This is a genomic window from Thiocystis violascens DSM 198 (assembly GCF_000227745.2).
GTDB classification, from domain to species: domain Bacteria; phylum Pseudomonadota; class Gammaproteobacteria; order Chromatiales; family Chromatiaceae; genus Chromatium; species Chromatium violascens.
This window is the reverse complement of record NC_018012.1, coordinates 2,390,228-2,409,085: the sequence shown is the minus strand read 5'-3', so window position 1 is coordinate 2,409,085 and position 18,858 is coordinate 2,390,228. Positions and strand designations below refer to the sequence as shown.

The 18,858-nt window shown below is 61.9% G+C and carries 17 protein-coding genes; 5 read left to right on the top strand and 12 right to left on the bottom strand.

Translation table 11 applies throughout. From position 1 onward, the window contains the following. Positions 1–89 precede the first annotated feature (89 nt). The 6 genes from THIVI_RS10665 to THIVI_RS10640 are packed head-to-tail and all read right to left on the bottom strand — an operon-like array spanning position 90 to position 4,150. A complete protein-coding gene (locus THIVI_RS10665; protein ID WP_014778604.1) occupies positions 90–320 on the bottom strand; it encodes a hypothetical protein in 231 nt (76 codons plus the stop codon). Positions 321–359: 39 nt separating this feature from the next. Then, positions 360–815 carry a type IV pilus modification PilV family protein gene (locus tag THIVI_RS10660; protein ID WP_014778603.1) on the bottom strand — a complete coding sequence of 152 codons (456 nt, stop codon included), beginning with the start codon at positions 813–815 and terminating at the stop codon, positions 360–362. Positions 816–838: 23 nt separating this feature from the next. Continuing rightward, positions 839–2,017, bottom strand: coding sequence for a hypothetical protein (locus THIVI_RS10655; RefSeq protein ID WP_014778602.1), 1,179 nt, complete (start codon positions 2,015–2,017; stop codon positions 839–841). Positions 2,018–2,037: 20 nt separating this feature from the next. After that, positions 2,038–3,135 carry a PilW family protein gene (locus THIVI_RS10650; protein ID WP_014778601.1) on the bottom strand — a complete coding sequence of 366 codons (1,098 nt, stop codon included), beginning with the start codon at positions 3,133–3,135 and terminating at the stop codon, positions 2,038–2,040. After that, complete coding sequence (locus tag THIVI_RS10645) at positions 3,123–3,716, bottom strand: GspH/FimT family pseudopilin (protein WP_014778600.1); 594 nt, start codon at positions 3,714–3,716, stop codon at positions 3,123–3,125. The genes THIVI_RS10650 and THIVI_RS10645 overlap by 13 nt, the downstream gene beginning before the upstream one ends. After that, positions 3,707–4,150, bottom strand: coding sequence for a type IV pilin protein (locus THIVI_RS10640; protein ID WP_014778599.1), 444 nt, complete (start codon positions 4,148–4,150; stop codon positions 3,707–3,709). The genes THIVI_RS10645 and THIVI_RS10640 overlap by 10 nt, the downstream gene beginning before the upstream one ends. A gap of 332 nt (positions 4,151–4,482) precedes the next feature. Here THIVI_RS10640 and soxB point away from each other — a divergent pair, with 332 nt between their 5' ends. Further along, a complete protein-coding gene (soxB, locus tag THIVI_RS10635) occupies positions 4,483–6,264 on the top strand; it encodes a thiosulfohydrolase SoxB (RefSeq protein ID WP_014778598.1) in 1,782 nt (593 codons plus the stop codon). A 289-nt stretch (positions 6,265–6,553) separates the two neighbouring features. Here soxB and THIVI_RS22765 read toward each other — a convergent pair whose 3' ends face one another. Then, positions 6,554–7,759: an IS701 family transposase gene (locus THIVI_RS22765; RefSeq protein WP_014778597.1), complete on the bottom strand. Its 1,206-nt coding sequence runs from the start codon at positions 7,757–7,759 to the stop codon at positions 6,554–6,556. 66 nt (positions 7,760–7,825) lie between these two features. Here THIVI_RS22765 and THIVI_RS23665 point away from each other — a divergent pair, with 66 nt between their 5' ends. After that, positions 7,826–8,548 (top strand): IS1 family transposase, encoded by a 723-nt coding sequence (locus THIVI_RS23665; RefSeq protein WP_014776653.1) that lies wholly within the window; start codon positions 7,826–7,828, stop codon positions 8,546–8,548. A 19-nt stretch (positions 8,549–8,567) separates the two neighbouring features. Here the strand turns inward: THIVI_RS23665 and THIVI_RS23660 are convergent, their stop codons facing one another. Next, the gene (locus tag THIVI_RS23660; protein WP_014778596.1) at positions 8,568–8,765 is read right to left on the bottom strand and encodes a hypothetical protein; all 198 of its coding nucleotides are present in this window, start codon (positions 8,763–8,765) and stop codon (positions 8,568–8,570) included. Between the two features lie 766 nt (positions 8,766–9,531). On the opposite strand from THIVI_RS23660, the gene THIVI_RS10615 reads away from it, so the two are divergent. Continuing rightward, a complete protein-coding gene (locus THIVI_RS10615; RefSeq protein ID WP_041447505.1) occupies positions 9,532–10,020 on the top strand; it encodes a low molecular weight protein-tyrosine-phosphatase in 489 nt (162 codons plus the stop codon). Here the strand turns inward: THIVI_RS10615 and THIVI_RS10610 are convergent. The 4 genes from THIVI_RS10610 to rne form a co-directional block, all read right to left on the bottom strand. Next, positions 10,017–10,760: a DUF2334 domain-containing protein gene (locus THIVI_RS10610; RefSeq protein WP_014778593.1), complete on the bottom strand. Its 744-nt coding sequence runs from the start codon at positions 10,758–10,760 to the stop codon at positions 10,017–10,019. The two genes, THIVI_RS10615 and THIVI_RS10610, sit on opposite strands and share 4 nt — an antisense overlap. After that, on the bottom strand, positions 10,747–11,910 hold the full coding sequence (locus THIVI_RS10605; protein WP_014778592.1) for a glycosyltransferase: 1,164 nt from the start codon (positions 11,908–11,910) through the stop codon (positions 10,747–10,749). The genes THIVI_RS10610 and THIVI_RS10605 overlap by 14 nt, the downstream gene beginning before the upstream one ends. After that, positions 11,904–13,199 (bottom strand): sulfotransferase, encoded by a 1,296-nt coding sequence (locus THIVI_RS10600; protein WP_014778591.1) that lies wholly within the window; start codon positions 13,197–13,199, stop codon positions 11,904–11,906. Before THIVI_RS10600 ends, THIVI_RS10605 begins: the two co-directional genes overlap by 7 nt. 95 nt (positions 13,200–13,294) lie before the next feature. Beyond that, positions 13,295–16,405: a ribonuclease E gene (rne, locus tag THIVI_RS10595; protein ID WP_014778590.1), complete on the bottom strand. Its 3,111-nt coding sequence runs from the start codon at positions 16,403–16,405 to the stop codon at positions 13,295–13,297. A gap of 706 nt (positions 16,406–17,111) precedes the next feature. Here rne and THIVI_RS10585 point away from each other — a divergent pair. Both THIVI_RS10585 and THIVI_RS10580 read left to right on the top strand, forming a co-directional pair. Further along, positions 17,112–18,044, top strand: a complete 933-nt coding sequence (locus THIVI_RS10585; RefSeq protein WP_041446943.1) for an RluA family pseudouridine synthase — start codon at positions 17,112–17,114, stop codon at positions 18,042–18,044. Beyond that, the gene (locus THIVI_RS10580) at positions 18,041–18,700 is read left to right on the top strand and encodes an HAD-IA family hydrolase (protein ID WP_014778588.1); all 660 of its coding nucleotides are present in this window, start codon (positions 18,041–18,043) and stop codon (positions 18,698–18,700) included. The genes THIVI_RS10585 and THIVI_RS10580 overlap by 4 nt, the downstream gene beginning before the upstream one ends. The last annotated feature ends 158 nt before the right edge of the window (positions 18,701–18,858 follow it).

Sequence of the window (18,858 nt, the reverse complement as noted above, 5' to 3'; positions counted from 1 at the left end):
GCGACGGGGGGTGGCAGACCCGCGAAGGTTTTGGCGGGTTATGTCGCCCGCAAGCGGGCTCCTACGGTGGTGGGTGACGCCAACTTGATCTAATCGCCCCCGCATTGCGCAACGAACTCGCAGTCATCGCTCTGACAGGCGCCGTCCGCACTCGACTCCCAACCTTGCTGGCAGCAGGCATCCGAGCAATCGGGGTGACTGCTGCGGTTGTCGAGTCGCGCCTGCTGGTCGAAGCCGCTGCGTTGGCAGATGCAGGTCGCTAGCGGAACGGGTTCGATTTCCTCCCTGTCCGTGTCCGAATCGGTGTCGGAACGATCCACCCCGTCCTCGTCCTCGTCCTCGTCAGGATCGCGCCGTTCCTAATCCTCGGTCGTTCCGCCGCTGGCGGGCGGGGGATTGAGAGTGCCGGTATAAGGCGCGCCGGGGGCCAGAAAAGAGCTGATCGTCACCGCTTGTGCCGTGCCGTCGAATGCCTGCCAGTCGGTGGTGACGCTGACTTCCTTGTAGGCCGGCGAGGCGTGGGAGGCTACGCTCCAGCGGCGGCTGAAACTGGTGTTGTCGCCGGGGTGAGTCGGGGGCGTGTCCTGACTGTCGACGATGCCGGAATAGTCGGTGGATGCCAGCGCGCGCAGCGCTTCGAGTTTCTGTTGCGCTAGGTTGACGGCCGTGGTCTGGGTCTTGGTTTGACTGCTGTTTTCGTGCATCTGCCCCTGGAATTGGGCGAGCGAGAGGAGTCCCGAGGACAGCACCGCGAGCGAGATCAATGCCTCGTCGAGGCTGAAACCCCGTTGTTTTCCTTTGATCTGTCCGAGCATCGTTGCCTCCGTCGGTGTGGTCGTCAGTCCGAGTCCCAATCGCGCCAAGTGCCGGGAATGCGGGTCGCTCCCCGGATCGTTTGAAAGGCGTCGTTCAAATGGCTGCCGGTTCCATAATCGGTCTCGACGAAGCGGGCGTTCGCCGCGGGCGCGCCGGCGTCGCCTTCCCAGATCACCGCGCCATGAACCCTGGCGCCTCCCCACCCATGAGTCGCGCAGGCGCTGGCCGATTCATAGTAGACAATCCCGTGGATATCGATGCCGTCATTGAAGGACGGACAGCCGCTGGCTTCGGGGACGATCAGGAGGATGGGATGTTGCGGCGTGCCGATGCTGTGGTCGCCGCCGCCCGCCCCCGAGCAGGTGCCGGCGAGATCCACCGCCTCGATGGGGCCGGTCGTCTCGATGAGATAGAGGCCCGGCGGCGCGGCGGCTCCGCAGGGGATATGGTTGGTATACACATGACCGGACGCGGTGGCGGCCGCTTTGGCGTCCTCAAGCGACATGTCGAAGAGGCGGTTCCAGGCGCAGAGCGCACCGGGGCAACCGCCGAACGCCGTCCGATCGAAGGGTGCGCTCGCGCCTTCCTCCAGGAGATCCAGGAGGCGGTTGTCGTTGCCATCGTTCCAGGCGGAGATGTCGAGACTGCCCTGGGGCAGGCAGCTCGCGTTGGCGGCGCGCCCGGTCATGACCGCGCCGGCGTTGAGGACGAAGAGTTCCGCGGGCTCGGTCGGCTCCGCCAGACAGCCCGCCAACACCAGCGGCGGAGGCATGGCGGTGGCGCTGGTCGAATCGAAGAGACCGGTCTGATTGAAGCATTCCCAGGCGTTCGCGAGGATCTCCGGCTCGGCGGTGGCGGTGGCCTGTGCCCGCGCGCAGACGCCATGGAGCTGTTTCGCGAAGGTCAGCCGGGTTTGATAGACATAACCGCTGGCGGCGACGACGGGCGGCGGGGTCGGCTCGGCGTCTCCCGTGGTCCAGAGGTTTTCGGCCAGCCACGCCAGGGCGTATTCGAGTCCCGCCTGAGCGGCCTGCTGGGCCTCCCTGGCGCGGAATTCGTTGTTGGCGATGCGTTGCTCGATGACGCCGGTGCGGGTGGCGCTGAAGGTGAGGATCCCCGCGCCGACAAGCAGAAGCAGCCCGACCAGCAGGGTCATGGCACCGGACTGGCGGCGACGCGGGCGGGATTTCCGGGGGCTCATCGCACGCTCCGTCTCATGGCTCAGGGCGCCTGGAGATAGCGGTCGTTGCGCACGGCGACCAGCGCGGAGAGGGTCTGGCGCGTACTCTCGTCCTGGGCGAGATGGCCGGTGAGGGTGATCCCGACCGAACGAATCCGCTGGCAGAGATCGCCGGTCGCGCAGGTATCGGTTCTCGATTTGGCCGGATTGGCGTTGCGCAGCAGAGTCGTGAGCGTGAATTCAAGGTGGGCGACGGTGATCTCCGAACTGGTGATGCCCTCCCAGCGTCCGCTGTCGCAGCCGAAGCTGACATCGCTGTGATTGGACCAGCCGACGCGCATGTCGATGCCGCCGCCACGCAGACGATAGCCGAACATCTCCATGGCGATCGCCTTCGTCTTCTCCTCGTCGGCGGGCGGATACCAGGGGCGCCAGGCATAGGGTTCGTGGTTGGCCGTGTCGAATGGCGGGCCGGCGGGCCGAGGACAGTCGGCCTCGTCCGCGTCAAGGTCGCAGGCGCGCACGCCGATCCGCCCATCCTGGTCCGAGTCGTAGGTGTAGGTGATGCAGCTTCCGGTCTGGATCCCGGTCAGGCAATCGCCCGTCGCATTCGTCGCGGTACAGTCCTCGGCGACGCAGGCTCCGGTGCTGGAGTCGGTGCCGATGCACAGGTCGTTGTTGATCGGGCCGTATTGACGCTGGAACGGATTGTTGAGGGGATGGAGATCCTGATCGTCGGTCGTGCCGTCGCCGTTGGTATCGAAGGCGCCGGAGCCGCCCGCGTTGACGCCGAGATCGCGCCAGGTCAGGGCGCCGTCTCCGTTGCTGTCGCCGTCCTGATTGGTGTCGGCGAAATCCCAATAGCCCGCCCGCCGAATGTCCTGCTGCATCACTTCCAGGGCCGCGCGCAGTTCCTGATTCAGACGCGCCTGCTGGATGTTCGCGCGCGCGCCTTTCGCGATCAGTAGATAGACCGACAGCGCTCCGGTCAGGACCAGGATTCCGACGAGCATGCCGATCATCAGGCCGATCAGGGTGACGCCGGATTGGCGGGGTCGGTCGCCGCCGCCACGCAGCCGCTGGCGCTTGGCGCGAAACGGGCGAGCGTGGCGCCATGCCGGGGGCATCAGGTGCCGCATGCGTCATAGCCTGCGGCAGCGCCCGCGGGCGAGCAGATCCGCACGCGGCCCAAGCGCGACAGCACCACTTTCAGGCTCGTGCCGTTCGTGGCGGTCAGGGTCAAGGTGCCGTTGTTCGACGTGGCGCGGAGTGGGTCGAAGCGGGTGCCGGCAAAGGTTGCCGACAGGCCGATGCCGGGAAAATCGAGCCCGGAGCGTCGTTTCAGCGAGCAGGCGCCTGCTTCTTCCGGGGCCAGCCGACAGTCGCAGTTGGCGGTTGCATCCTCGCCGACGCCATAGCACCAGTGCTCGACATCGAAGGCGAACCGCAGGATTCGGTTGCGTTTGATCGCCTCGGAGCGGGTCCATTGCAGATCCTCCGCGATCGACTGCGCCGCCGCCTTGAGATGATTGCGCGTGAGCATGGCCTGCATGGAGGGGACGGCGATGAGCATCAGGACGGTCAGCACGGACACGGTCACCAGCAGTTCCAGGAGCGTGAAACCTCGGGGGCCGGTCGCGCCGCGATGGCGCGCCGAAGACGCCCCACCGGGTGTGGCGCGCGCGCGCGGCAGGAAGGCCATGGGCCGCTTCACCAGCATTCCCTCGGCTCCCGGTTGCTGTCCTGGTCGATGGTCAGAGGATTGCAGGAGATGTCGCCCGCGGTATCACGCGCCTGATGGCCGGTAGGGATTGCGGTGGCCGTGAATCCGGCGGAACTCACCCCGGAGAGCGACAGACGGTAATAACCCTCGGAGCTGGTCGCGTCGATGCCGAGCACGGCGTTCGCTCCCTCCGCATCGCAGTTCGCCGTGCCGGACAGGGTGCTGGCATACTGGATGCAGTGGCCGCGCAGCTTTTCCTGCGCGATGGCGATCGCCATCAGGGCGACTTGGCCGTCCGAGCGTCTGGAGCGCCGGATCTGTTCCTGATACGAGGGCAGGGCGATCGCGGCGAGGATAGCGACGATGGACACGGCGATCATGAGTTCGATCAGGGTGAACCCATGGTTCTCCTTGGATCTTTTTGTGTGCATCGCCCGCTCTCCATCGCAGAATGATTGGTCGCTTGGTTCGGTGTTGCTCAACCGCGCGTCGCCGATTGCCGTTGGCCGTCGCGAGTTTGGGGGCGACTCGCGACCACGCATGTCGCTCTGGACGCGCTTCCGACCGAATCGTGTTGTTTATCGGGATTGATGTCAAGGCCGAAACCGGCCCGGATGGTCCGCGTGCGTCAGCAATTCTCAGCATGGCTTGACGTTCGCCGTCTCTGGTATTCCGGGCGCGAGTCCAGACATACTGCCATGGCTGGCCCGCCTGCTGGCGCAATGCCTTCATTCCATAACCACTAAGCGGAGGAATCGGTCCAATGTCACTTTCCCGACGCGAATTCATCAGACTCCTGGGGCTGGCCGGCGCGGCCGGTATGCTGCCCGTATCCACCTTTGCCGCCAGGCGCCTGCCCACGGATCTGTATGAGGTGCCCAAGTTCGGCAACCTGACGCTCCTGCACATCACCGATACGCATGCCCAACTGAACCCCATCCATTTCCGTGAACCGAATGTGAATATCGGGATCGGTGGCGCGTTCGGCAAGGCGCCCCATCTGGTCGGGGAGGCATTCCTGAAACACTTCGGCATCGAGCCCGGTGGCATCGAAGCGCATGCCTTCACCTATCTGAACTTCGACGAGGACGCAGCGAAATTCGGCAGCGTCGGCGGCTTCGCGCATCTGAAAACGCTGGTGGATCGTCTGCGCGCGGAGCGCGGGGACGGTAACAGTCTGCTGCTCGATGGCGGCGATACCTGGCAGGGCTCGGGCACCGCCTACTGGACGCGCGGCATGGACATGGTCGGCGCCGGCAATCTGCTTGGGGTCGATGTCATGACCGGGCACTGGGAATTCACCTATCGGGATGACGAGGTCATCCGCAACATCGGCGCCTTCAAGGGCGATTTCGTGGCGCAGAACGTCAAGGTCCGCGAGGAGGCGCTGTTCGATTATCGCTTCGCCGATTTCGCCGGGTTCGACGAGGATCTGGGGCTGGCCTTCAAGCCTTACACGGTCAAGGAAGTCGGCGGGGTCAAGGTCGCGGTCATCGGACAGGCGTTCCCCTATACCCCGATCGCCAATCCGTCGCGGTTCATCCCGGATTGGACCTTCGGCATCGAGGACGGACGGATGCAGGAAATGGTCGACAAGGTGCGCGAGGAGGAGACGCCGGATCTGGTGGTGGTGCTCTCGCACAACGGCATGGATGTGGATCTGAAGATGGCCTCGCGGGTCACCGGGATCGATGTCATCTTCGGCGGGCACACCCATGACGGTATGCCGGCCCCGACCCTGGTCGAGAACGCCAGCGGCAAGACGCTGGTTACCAACGCCGGTTCCAATGGTAAATTCTTGGGCGTGATGGATCTGGACGTGAAGGATGGCAAGCTGCGCGATTTCCGCTATCGACTGCTGCCGGTCTTCTCGAATCTGCTCAAGCCCGATCAGGGGATGCTCGACTACATCGCCGGGGTGCGCGCGCCTTACCGGGACAAACTCGAAGAGAAACTCGCCACCGCCGGCGAGACGCTGTTCCGGCGCGGCAATTTCAACGGCACCTTCGATCAGGTCATCTGCGATGCGCTCATCAAGGTACAGGACGCCCAGATCAGCCTGTCGCCCGGTTTCCGCTGGGGCACGACCGTGCTGCCCGGTCAGGCGATCACCATGGACAACGTGATGGATCAGACCTGCATCACCTATCCCGAAACCTACCGTCGGGAAATGACCGGCGCCGAGATCAAGGCGATCCTGGAGGATGTGGGCGACAACCTGTTCAACCCCGATCCCTACGTGCAGCAGGGCGGCGACATGGTGCGCGTGGGAGGACTGGATTATGTCTGCGATCCCACGGCGAGCATGGGCGAGCGGATTCAGGAGATGACGCTGAACGATGGCACCCGTATCGATGCCGATAAAAGCTACGTGGTCGCCGGTTGGGCCACGGTCGGCAGTCAGGCGCCGGGCGAGCCGATCTGGGAGACGGTCGCCACCTATCTGCGCGATGTCAAGACGGTCAAGATCGAGCGGCTGAATACGCCCAAGCTCAAAAATGTCGCGGGGAATCCGGGGATTTCCAGCTATCCGTCCATGCTTTGATGAGGTGACGGTAGTCGTCCTCGACGTGTTCGTCGTGGCGTGCTGTGCAAAGGGCGGGCATGGACAGTGGATAGCGTTTGCCCGTCTTGCTGACCCGTGGCGGTTTGTTGACGCCGGTTCAGTAAAAAAAACCCCGCGAATGCGGGGTTAATCACCACTGAGGAGGTCAGAATACGGAGAAAACAAGACGCTGGGTCTTGATGAAATATAAGCAGTATCGGTGCCAGAATAATCTACAATAAAAATTTCTTTTTAATTCTACTTTGTTACTTTAATTCAAACGCATTGACTATCCCGTCGCGGTCAGCTTGTAATAACGCTCGATATCCTTGCGCCTTTGCTCATGCCTGACCCGCATTTGCTGGATTCTTTTTTCGACCGCATCCGGATCGTTGAGTAGTAAAGCGATGATGAGAAGCCGAAGATCACGGCAACTCACCAATGGATAATCGGTTTTGTGCAAAAGACGCTCTTTAACAATAAAGGACAGCGACAACATCACCAGCGCCATATGGTGGTGCCAGGCATTCCATTTTCTGACTTGATAATCTGACATTCCTAATTCGCTTTTGGCTTCTTGAAATGCCCGTTCAACCCAATAGCGCTGTGCTTGCATGTAAGCCAGCCTTTCGATCGGGGTGCTCCGATAATCGACATTACTGAGTGAGTATTTGATCTTGTTGTCCGCGTGATTTCGGCTGATGACCAATACCCGCTCGGTCACGCGCTCCGACTTGCCATCCCAAACCCACACGGGAGCGGTATGAACGGACAGCGTGATCGGCCCTTTGGCCCCATTGCGAACGGCCATCGTGCGCCATTGGAAAGGATAAAGATGGTCGGCATACCATCTCACTTGCGTGGGGTCGCGATCAGCTTGAAGTTTGGTTGGCTTTCGTCCTCGCCCAGCGGATTCCGGAACCGATAGAATGGGTTTGAGGGGATAGATCATCTGATCGCAATGAACATCAAGCAGAAAATTTAACCCTATGTTATCTAAAGAAACACCAAGCTCTAACCCGTGTCCGTACAGGCCATCACCGCCCACCCAACCAATGTCTACGCCCGCCGCCAGATCGGATTGAATCATCTCCAGTGCGAGTTCGATCTTCGTTTTAAACTGACGTGCCTCTTCAGGAATACCCGCTTGGTCACATCGCTTTAAATCAGCGGTCCAGGACGTTGGAAGGAACAACCGCTCATTAATTAACGTGCTCTGTGATTCCCAAACTAAGCTGGCATAAACGCCCACCTGGCAATTCTCAACCTTACCAATGACACCGGCATATTGCCGCGCGACGCCAACGGAATACTTGCCTTTCTTGAGATGCGCTGACTCATCAATGATGTAGCCGACATCCCGACCGCGATAATTCGGCTGATTCGCATACAGACTTGAGGTGTCTTGGGCGATCGCACCGATGAGGTTTCCCGCCGACCACGGTGAATCTGTGATGAACTGTTGGATCCGTTGATAACCATCACCACCGGACACATCAATTTCTTCGTTGGGTAGTGCCCCAATCTATAGGATCTAAAATCTGACTGGATTTATTCAAACATGAATCACTGCCCAACTTGCAACACCACCAAGATCGTGAAGAATGGATTTAATGCAACCGGAAAGCAAAACCATCTTTGTCGGGAATGTGGCCGTCAATTCGTGATTGACCCCTTAGTTTCAGCGATTTCTGAAGAGACCAAATCGCTGATCGATCGACTGCTTCTTGAACGGATTGCGCTTGCTGGTATCGCGCGTGTTGCAAATGTCTCTGAATCCTGGTTGCAAATCTATGTCAATCAAAAATACGAGGGCGTTCCGCGCCAATTAAACGTGCCAAAGTTGTCTGATTTTCGACTGGTTGTCGAGTGCGACGAACTGTGGTCATTTGTTTTGAAAAAAGATGAAAAACAATGGGTTTGGATCGCGAAAGATCGTGACTCTGGATATGTTGTCGGACTTTATATCGGATCTCGTGGCATTAAGGGTGCGCAAGGATTATGGAATTCATTGCCACGCGATTATCAAGAATTGGCCGATTTCTACACCGATTTTTGGGAAGCTTATCAATCCGTTTTTCCAGAATTCCGTCATTACGCTGTCGGTAAGGAATCGGGAAAGACAAATCATATCGAACGATACAACTGCACACTCAGGCAACGTATTTCCAGGCTCGTACGAAAAGCACTTTCTTTCTCAAAAAAGCTTGAGAACCATATTGGAGCTATTTGGCATTTTGTCCATCATTATAATAGCACTCTCTCAGTTAAAGCTCATTCGTGAAATCATATAGAGAAGGGCACTACCCTTCGTTGATGCGTTCGAGATTCCGTTTTCCGGCTTCAGTTTTGAGAAGACCCATGATGTAAGCTCGACTCAGTTCATGACCATCAGCTGTTTCGTTTTGAAAAAATTCGTGATAATCCTCCAGATGAGCGGAGAGGTTACCAACCATGTTTTTTAACATCGCATCGGTTTCGCTACCAATCGCGTTAGCCATGATCTGCCATTTCCAAATAAAATTTTCCCTGAAAATAATATTTGAAAATCATAAGCTTATGTCAAGCTAACAAAGTAGAATTAATCAATTTCCTTTATATCCATTGCGCAGTTTTCTACACAAATATCAGTCAACATCGACACAATTCAGATGACTGAATCCATGTTTTGCGCCAAATCAGTGCGAATCAGGTTGGAAATGACACGGAGATGTCTTCTCGCAACACTTTGTTTTTTGTTTGCTCCGATTCGCTCGGATCTGGCGACGGCGGACGCGACCGGACAGCAGGCGAGTCGAGCGGCTTCCGGCTGGCTGCAACTGGAGCGGGACCGGCGCGCGATTCGACAGGAAACCGGACCGGTGTCGTCCGAAGATGAGATGCGTTTTCAGTCTCTGCGGCAACGGCAGGATGCGCGTTATCGCGAATTGCTCCAAAATCAGATCGGGAGTTACAGGGTGTGCGGCGCCAGGTAAGACGCGGTGCGTCTCGATCCAGCGGCCATCCTCACGCCAGTTCGGCGACAAATCCGGCGCGCGTCCAGGGTTTGTCGATCAAGCAGAAAAGGGCGTGGGAGGCAATGCGCCTGAGAATGTCCGTGGAGGGGCGGGCGCAATAAGACGGGGCAGGTTGCTGTCGCCGCGGCCTGACCGCCGGTGTAAGCCTTCTTTAGGTGATTTCCGGAAATCGCATTAACGTTTTCATGCTCGCTGCGCCTTTGCCGCTCAACGGCGCTTGTTTCGTTCTATTCTTTGGTGACTGTCGATGATGAGCAAAACCGCGAAAGTTAAAGTCCTGTTCGTGTGCATGGGCAATATCTGTCGATCGCCAACGGCTCACGGGGTTTTCCGTCAAATGGTCATGGACGAGGGGTTGTCGCATCTGGTCGAGATCGATTCGGCGGGAACCCATGCCTATCATCTCAGCGAGCCGCCGGATCGACGTGCCCGCGAAACGGCCCTGGGGCGGGGCGTCGATATCGGCGATTTGCGCGCCCGTCGCGCGGTTGCCGAGGATTTTCTGTACTTCGACTATATCCTGGCCATGGATCAGGATAATTATCTAAACCTGAACGAGATTTGTCCGCCTGGCATGGCGGATAAGCTCAAGCTGTTCATGGATTTCGCGCCGGAGCTTCAGGTACGGGATGTGCCCGATCCCTATTATGGCGGACAGCGCGGTTTTGAACGGGTCTTCGATCTGCTGGAGTCGGCCTCGCGGGGACTGCTGGCGGATCTGAAGACGCGGTTTCTTTAAATGCCAGTGTCGCCCACTGCAGCATAGTCGGCATGCAGACGAAACTGGCGCAGATCCCGCCGTAGATCCTCGGCAAGTCGCAAATCGAGGTCGCGCGGGTGAATGCCGATGCGCAACCAGCCATTGTTTCTGGCGCGGTGTCGGTTGAGACGGTTCCAGAGTCGTAACAGCGGCGTCCGCAGCGCGGTATCCGCCTCATACCCGAGCAAGGGCATGGGATGGAGACGTCCCGTTTGGGCGGAGAGGATGCCGGAGAACAGTTCGTAGCTCAGGAAAGGCAATTCGGCGAGCGCGCTGCGCTCGATGTCGCCCATGGCCCAGGCGGGGGGGACGTAAAGCGAGGGTGCGCGGAGGTTCTGCTGCGCGAACCAGTCATGGCAGCGACCCATGAGGTCGATGATGCCCGCGCTGTCGAGCGCCAGGTGCTCGGCGACATTGCGTGAGATGAACTGGCCGTGAAGCCGATGGCGGAGTCCGCCGAAGCGCTCCACCCGGTGCCGCCAGCCATGGCCGGCGAGTTCGTAGCCGCGTGCCTCGTAGTCGCGCAGGGTGTCCAGGTCGCGGGCTGTCCAACTGGCGCCTGGCACGACCAGGAGCGTCACCGCGCTGACCTGCTCGGCGGCGAGCAGCGCGAGGATGCGGTTGACCTGGGGCAGCGTCTCGGGCATGACATCATGCACCGAGACCAGCGCGCGGACCCATCGGTGGCGCTCGCGGCGCGACGCTTCAGTGCTCGACATCGATGGTGCTGTCATGGTTGCCGCGCAGAACCCCGAGCCAGTGCTCCAGATTGCGCCGGTTGATTTCGATCGCGGCTTCGCGGGCGATGCGCGATTTGCGCTCGCGGATCGCGGGGTCGAGGTCGCGCACGCGCGCGAGGGTGTCGGCCAGGTGTTCGTCGTCGCGGATCTGGAAGATGCCGCGATTCAGCAGTTCCCAACTCAGAATGCCGCAGGCCGGCGAGACCAGCACGGGGCGCGCGCGTGCCATGGCTTCCAGCGCGATGGTGCCAAAGGACTCGATTTTGGAAGGCAGCACCAGTGCATCGACACTATCGATCAACGCCAGAATACGGGCTCGCTTGACCCATCCGACATGATTGAGATTGGGTAGCATGTTGCAGTGTCCCGCCAGCCAGGGCCGCAGCGGGCCATCGCCGGCCACCAGGAACTCCATGTCGGGCAGGCGGCGCGCGGCCTCGACGATGACGTCGAGATTCTTCTCGGGGGCGAGACGGCCGGCGAACAGAACCCGCTTCAGGTTGGGGTTGGCGTCGACGACCGGTCGGTCGAGGAAGCGTTTTGGGATGGGCGTGGCCATCAGGCCGATCCGCAGTGCGCCGATTTCCCGGGCAATCTCGATCATGTCGGTGGAATTGGCGAGCACCAGGCGACTGTGGCGGAAGAGCAGGCGATGGCAGGTGCGCAGATAGGCGTTGGCGATGCGGGCGCGTAGTCCCCAATGCTGAAACAGGTCGGTCAGTGCCTCGAAATGGGTGTGGAAACCGACCACCAGGTTGACGCCCAGGCGTCCGGCCAGATGCATGCCAAGCATGCCATAGGGACCGGGTGTCGGTACCACGATGACGTTGGGGCGCAGGCGGTCAAGCCGTCGGCTCACGCGCGACCAGGAGGGGACGAGAATCTTTTGCGTGGGATCGCCGGGGAGCGGCAGCCGGAATCCGCCATGCCAGGTTCCGGTGCGATAGCGTGGCGCGATCAGGCCGACCTGTGCACCGCGGGCCTTGAGGTGGTCGGCGAGATCGCGGTAATAGGCGCCGACGCCGTTGCGCTCGGGCGCGGCGTCGGACACGATGGCAACCCGCAGGTCGCGCGCATCCGTTGGCGCGCAGGTTTCAAGTTGGCGCTCCGTGGCGGACAGATTCAGCATGAAGGCGCGGGCTCCTTGGTCGACGAAGTGCGTTGGCGATCGTCGGATAACGGATTGGCCGACGGCGTCGATACCTGCCAGGAGTCATCTCCAGGGGCTTGCCCCGAGCGGGGCGTCGTGACGCCCACCACCTGGACGGAACGCGCCGCGAGCGTCCGGTAAAGCTCGCCCAACTCCTGATCGATCGTCTCCGGCGAGAGTCCCAGCCGTTCCGCGCTGTAGCGGTGATTGCTGCGATAGTGCCGGGCCTTGGCTCCCTGCCGGCTCAGCTTCGCCTGGAAATCGGCCGTGAACATCAATCCGAGTTGCGCGTAGATGCGTGCGATCGCCTCGGTCAGGTCGGCCTTCAAGACCGGCATGGTCACCCAGGCGCAGCGGTCGTCGGGCGCGTCCTGAAAAGCGCGTTGGAGATTAGCATAATAGAAACCCAGTTGTCGGGTAAGGCGCTCGGACAGATCCGGCACGAGCGAGCGTGCATCGAAAAACCGGATCCCGGACTCGATCGAACTGAGCTGAGAGGGTAGCGTCTGTGCGGGTTCGCGCAGACAGATCAAAAAGCGGGCGTCCGGGAAATGGGCGGCGAGATTGCCGGCGAGCGGGGCAAAGGCGGCGTTCTTCGAGAGCAGACGTTTATGGGGGCCATGGACATAGAGGTGTTTCTGAAGACAGCGGCGATAGAAGTCCATCAGACGGCGACGCTCCGCGTCCGGCAGGTCGCGGTCGAAGGTGCCGATGCGCCAGAGAAAGTCCGAGTGGGGAAAGGGCAGGATGAGGATGAAGCAGGCGAGCACGGGCATCAGGGCGAAGTAATCCTCTTCGGGATCCCTTAACCGCATGCTGTGCACGTTCTCAATGGCGTTAAAGACGCGGCTCTCCAGCCCGTCGAGCAGACGTCCGAGTGGGCGGCCGATGCGCCGGTCCAGACGGCCGAGCTCGAGCCAGAAACGGCGTTCGGTGACCGAGAGCGCGAACAGACATTCCCAGGTCGAGAAGGTGGTGAACTGATCGTCCTCGGCCAGGACGCGATGGAGATGGGTCGTTCCGCTGCGTGGGACGCCAAGGATGAACAATGGCTCGCGAATCGTGACCCGCCGGTAGCCGGAAAAGAAGATTTCATCGAGCAGAAAACCCAACCAGTGGATACCCTGGACCAGGACGAAGAGCGGGATGAACGCCGTCATGATGAGTTGGCGTCGCAGACTTGGCCGTCCCGCGCCCTTGGCGGGGACATAGTTGCGGTAGATCAGCGCGACGAGGCGCGCCGTGCTGGCGAGGAAAAGTCTTGGCATGAAACCGCTTCCAGAGTGAAAAACGTCGTTATGCAGCCTTTTCACGCCTCGCCGATCTTGAAAGCCGATCGGCGCGACGCGGTTTCATGACAGGATCAGGAACCGCTGGCGGTCCGCTCCGGTTCCTCTTGCGCGACGACGATCGGCTTGGGCGCCGGTTCCGCATCGCTGGAGTGCGTCTCGGGTTGGCTCGGGGCGGGTTCCTCGTCACTTGAGCGAGCATCGATTCCCTGCGGTTCCGCCGCGGTCGCGTCGCTCGGCAGGTTGTGCGCGGGCGCGGGTGCGCTCCCGGTTTGATCGGTCGTCTCCGGGAGGGACGGACTAGCGACGGGCTCCGGAGTTCGTGCCGGTTCCTGCTCCGGTATGGGTTCGGGTTCCGATGTCGGTACAGGTTCCGGTATCGGGAGCATGGCTTGCAGCAATGGTTGCGTCTCGGCGGGTTCCGGTTGCGCGCTGGGCGTGTGCGGCTCCTGCGTTGACGCCTGGGGCGTTGGTTGCGGCGCGGATACGGGTGTGTCCGGCGCGGTCATTGGCTCGGGCGAGGTTTCATGATGGCTGCGAGCAAGCTCCTCGGCCGGCTCCGAAACCGACTCCGCAGCGGGTTCGGGCGCGCTGTCGTGGGTGCGTTCAGGGTCATCGCTCTGCGTCGGGTCATGCGCCTCCGAGCCCGCGGATGCCTCCGGGTTGGTCTGAGGCCGGCGGCGATTGCGTCCGCCACGCCGACGCCGCGAGGAGCGTGGCCGGGCGGTGCCCGCCGAGGCGGCATCGGTCTCTTCCTCGCCCGCGTCGCGTTCGCCTGGCTCCAGGTCGACGGTTTCCGCTCGCGCGTCCGAAGCGCCATTGGCCTGTGGAGTGGATTCGGACCAGGTCTCTTCCTCCGACGCATCCTGTGGGGACTCCCACCACCGTTGACCGTTCGCATCCTGGGATGCTGACGTGGAGACGGCGCCGGTTGCGGACGTGGCCGACGGCACGTTTCCGTCTTTTTCAACCGGCGCTGGATTGACGTGCGAGGAAGCAGCCTCGCCCTGACGGGGCTCCCGGTCTTCCGCGCGCGGTGCCGTGCCGCGCGTATCGCCAGGACCGCGACGTCCGCGTGTGCCGCCGCGGCGCGAGCGCGGCTCGCCCGCACGGGTGCCACGGGTTTGCTCGTCGCCGTCCGCCGCTTTTGCCGACTCCCCCCGGTCGTCTCGGTGGCGCCTTTCCTGATCGCTCTGGTCCGCGCCGGCGGGTGTCTGATCGCTGCGCGAACGGCCGCCGCGGGTGCGGTCTTCGCGGGATTGGAGCGATCTGCCGGGGCTTGATCGATCGTCGCGATGCGCGCTGCTGGAGCGTTGGCGTTGTGGCTGCGGATCCCGGTCCGCGCTCTGCGGTTGTTGTCTGGCCGGGGCCGGCTGATGGGTATCGGTCGCGTCTTCCAGACTGCCGGCGCGTGAAGACAGCGTTTCGGCATCCGGCGCGCGGGGCACGAAGAGGCCGGTCCAAATGCGTTTCAGCAGGCTTTCCGGTTCGCTGCGTTCAGGCTCCTTGCGCGTCGCGGCCGGTGCCGGCATGCGCGAGGCATCGCGCTGCGGCGCCGGGGTGCTGGGGGTGACCAGCTTGACCGCCGGCTCCTCGCGGCGGTCCGGCTGACCGAGTTTCGCGTCGAGCTTGGCGTACAGGGGGGCGGCGCTCGGCTCGGGGGGCGCGGTCAGCTCGTAGCTCGATTGCAGCTCGTCCGGTTTGGCTGTGTCCTGGACGCGCACGCGCTCGATGCGATAGTCCGGGGTCTGCAGATGCTCGTTGGGAAGCAGCAGCACCTCGGCGCCTTGGCGATGTTCGATGTCGAGAATCGCACGGCGTTTCTCGTTGAGCAGGAAGGTGGCGACACTGACCGGGAGTTGGGCGACGATGCGCTGGGTGTTCTCCTTCATCGCCTCTTCCTCGACGATGCGCAGGATCGACAGCGCCAGCGATTCGACTCCGCGGATGGTGCCCTGACCCTTGCAGCGCGGACACACCCGCTGGCTGGATTCGCCGAGCGAGGGGCGCAGACGCTGACGCGACATTTCCAGCAGGCCGAAGCGCGAGATGCGCGCGACCTGGACCCGTGCACGATCCTGCTTGAGCGCGTCGCGCAGCCGGTCCTCGACCGCCCGTTGGTTCTTGGGCGGGGTCATGTCGATGAAGTCGATGACGAAGAGTCCGCCGAGATCGCGCAGACGCAGTTGTCGCGCGATTTCGTCGGCGGCTTCCAGATTGGTGTTGAGCGCGGTCTCCTCGATATCCGCGCCCTTGGTGGAGCGCGCCGAGTTGATGTCGACCGAGGTCAGCGCCTCGGTGTGATCGATGACGATGGAGCCGCCCGAGGGCAGGCGCACCTCGCGCTGGAAGGCGGATTCGATCTGACTCTCGATCTGGTAACGGGTGAACAGCGGCACTTCGTCTTCGTACAGGCGCAGCTTCTTGAGATTCTGCGGCATCACCTGGCTAATGAAGTTCTCGGCCCGCTCGAAGACCTCCGGGTCGTCGATCACAATCTCGCCGATGTCCGCGCGCAGATAGTCGCGGATCGAGCGGATGATGACATCGCTTTCCTGATAGATCAGAAAGGGCGCCTTGCGTCCCTCGCCCGAGGTCTCGATGGCCTTCCAGAGCTGGAGCAGGTAGTCGAGATCCCACTGAAGTTCCTCGACATTCTTGCCCACGCCCGCCGTGCGCACGATCAGGCCCATGTCCTCGGGGATCACGAGTTGGCTCATGGCGTCGCGCAGCTCGTTGCGATCCTGGCCCTCGATGCGCCGCGAGACGCCGCCAGCGCGCGGATTGTTCGGCATCAGCACCAGATAGCGCCCGGCCAGCGAGATGAAGGTGGTCAGCGCGGCACCCTTGCTGCCGCGCTCTTCCTTGTCGATCTGCACCACGACCTCGCGGCCCTCGCGGACCGAGTCCTTGATGCTGACGCGGGTGCCGGCCTTGGTGGTGTCCGGCTCGAAATAGGCGCGCGCGATTTCCTTCAGCGGCAGAAAGCCGTGGCGGTCGGCGCCATATTCGACGAATGCGGCTTCCAGGCTAGGTTCGACTCTTGTGATTATGCCTTTGTAAATATTTGATTTTTTCTGTTCCCTGCCGGGCGATTCGATGTCGAGGTTGTACAGTATTTGGCCGTCGACGGTCGCGACGCGCAACTCTTCCGGCTGAGTTGCGTTGATCAGCATTCTCTTCATGTTGTTCCTTCTCACACACCACGGCGCGTGACCCGTGGTTGGGCGCCTCGCCACGGGCTTCCTCGGGGAAGCCTCGCGGGCGGCTCGGCACGTCGCCAATCGGCTCGGGATGCTTCGGCTTCGCTCAGCACAAGTGGGCTAAGGGCGTCGGCACTGTCCGCTCGGCCGGTGGGCTTAAAAACGGGCACGCGCGCATGAACGATCGTTAGACGGGACCTGATGGGCTCCCGCGTTTGGTGCCCCCGTCCAAGCGAAGGGGGGCTGCTACGGAGCGGCGAAGATGGCACCGGCCGCGTGGTCTACCTTGTCGCGCTCCGCGGGGGAAACCGCTGGGTGTAGAATCCGCGTTACTCGACAAGACAAGTTCGCTGGATCGCACCCATCGTCCCCGCGAACGGCGTGATCGGGTCGCAACTGCCGGTTGTCAGCCCGAGGAGCGCATCGGCGCCTGATGGATCGGCGTTCGAGACGCGCCTCGGATGCACTTGCCGCTCCGGGAAAAAACTTGATTCCATTGGCCAGCGCAAGTATCCAATGGTATCAGTGAACTTTAATAGCAGCAATTGAGCCAATCGGGCAGGGCCAGATCCACTTGAATCCAAGACAGACTCGTTTAAAGACGCGACCCGGCAATCGTCCGGAGACGCGCGCGACCCCCCCGCACCCGCAAAACCAAGTTGGGGACGAGGGCGCTGCACCGCAACTCGTGCAGGTCGATGCGGAATCCGACGGACAGCGCATCGACAATTTTTTGCTTCGGATTCTCAAGGGTATTCCGCGCAGTCATCTGTATCGTGTGATGCGCCGCGGCGAGGTGCGCGTCAATAAGGGCCGGGTGAAGGCCAGCCACCGGCTACGCACCGGGGATCTGGTGCGTATTCCGCCGCTACGCCTGGCGCCGCCCGAACCGCCGGGGCGGGCGCCGGAGACCCAGTTGGCGCGTCTCGATCGCTCCGTCCTCTACGAAGACGACCGGCTGCTGGTCATCGACAAGCCGCCGGGGCTCGCCGTGCACGGGGGCAGCGGACTTAGCTATGGCCTGATCGAATCGCTGCGTCAGTTGCGTCCGGGGCACGAACTGGAACTGGTCCACCGGCTCGACCGCGAGACCTCCGGCTGTCTGGTGATCAGCAAGCGGCGCAGCGCGCTGCGCGAACTGCACGCCCTGATTCGCGAGGGCAAGATGGACAAGCGCTATCTGGCGCTGATCGTCGGCGAACTGGCGCAGCCGGAGATGCTGGTCGACGCGCCGCTGAAAAAGAACGTCCTACGCGGCGGCGAGCGTTTGGTGCGGGTCGATCCCATCGAGGGGAAGCCAGCCCGGACCCTGTTTCGGCGACTGCGCCGGTTCGCCCTTGGCGAGCAGCGCGTGACCCTGGTCGAGGCGCATCTGATCACCGGGCGCACCCACCAGATTCGGGTGCATGCCGCGCATCTGGGCACGCCGTTGGCGGGCGATCCGAAATATGGTGACGAGCAGGCCAATCGGTCGCTCAAGGCGTGCGGACTCTCGCGCTTGTTTTTGCACGCATCCGCCTTGATCGTTCGGCTGGATTACATGACCGGCCCGCTACGCGTGGAGGCGCCATTACCCGATGAACTGGAACAGATTTTGTCCGCACTGGAGGCCCAGACGTGAGTTTTGATCTGATTGTCTTCGACTGGGACGGCACCCTGATGGATTCCGAGGCCCGGATCGTCGCCTGTCTGCAAACCGCTTTTACCGATCTGGGTCTGCCGGAGCCGAGCCGGGAGGCGGCCCGCGACATCATCGGTCTCGGGCTGGAAGAGGCCATGATGCAGCTTTGGCCGACGGCGGACGCGACCCTGCGGGGCGCGCTGGTCGTCCAGTATCGGCGACATTTTCTGATCACGAATCAGACGCCCTCGGTGCTCTTTCCCGGTGCGCGCGAGACCCTGGACTGGATCGTGGCGCAGGGGTACCGCCTTGCGGTGGCGACCGGAAAGAGCCGGAGAGGGCTCGATCAATCGATGGCCGAGACGGGACTCGAAGGGTTTTTTCATGCCACCCGTTGCGCCGACGAAACATTCTCCAAGCCCAACCCTCAAATGCTGTTCGAGTTGATGGACGAACTCGGCGCGCGTCCCGCCGCGACCCTGATGATCGGCGACACCGAATACGACATGCAGATGGCCCGCAATGCCGGAGCCGAGGCACTGGCGGTCAGTTTTGGCGTGCATGCGTCCGAGCGTCTGCTGGCGCATTCCCCGCTGGCCTGCCTGGACTCGCTCGGCGCGATCCCCGACTGGCTGACCAGTCGCGGCCTGCCGTAGAGATAAAAAGTTGCCAGTTGTCAGTGGACAGCTTGCAGCGCCGCTCTCGCATCGTGATCGATCCGCGAGCAAACAGGTGTCTGGCATAGACACAATGCCAAATCCTTGTGCTCAAATTAGGTGATTCCCGGGAATGACTTTACCGATTTCCGTTCGTC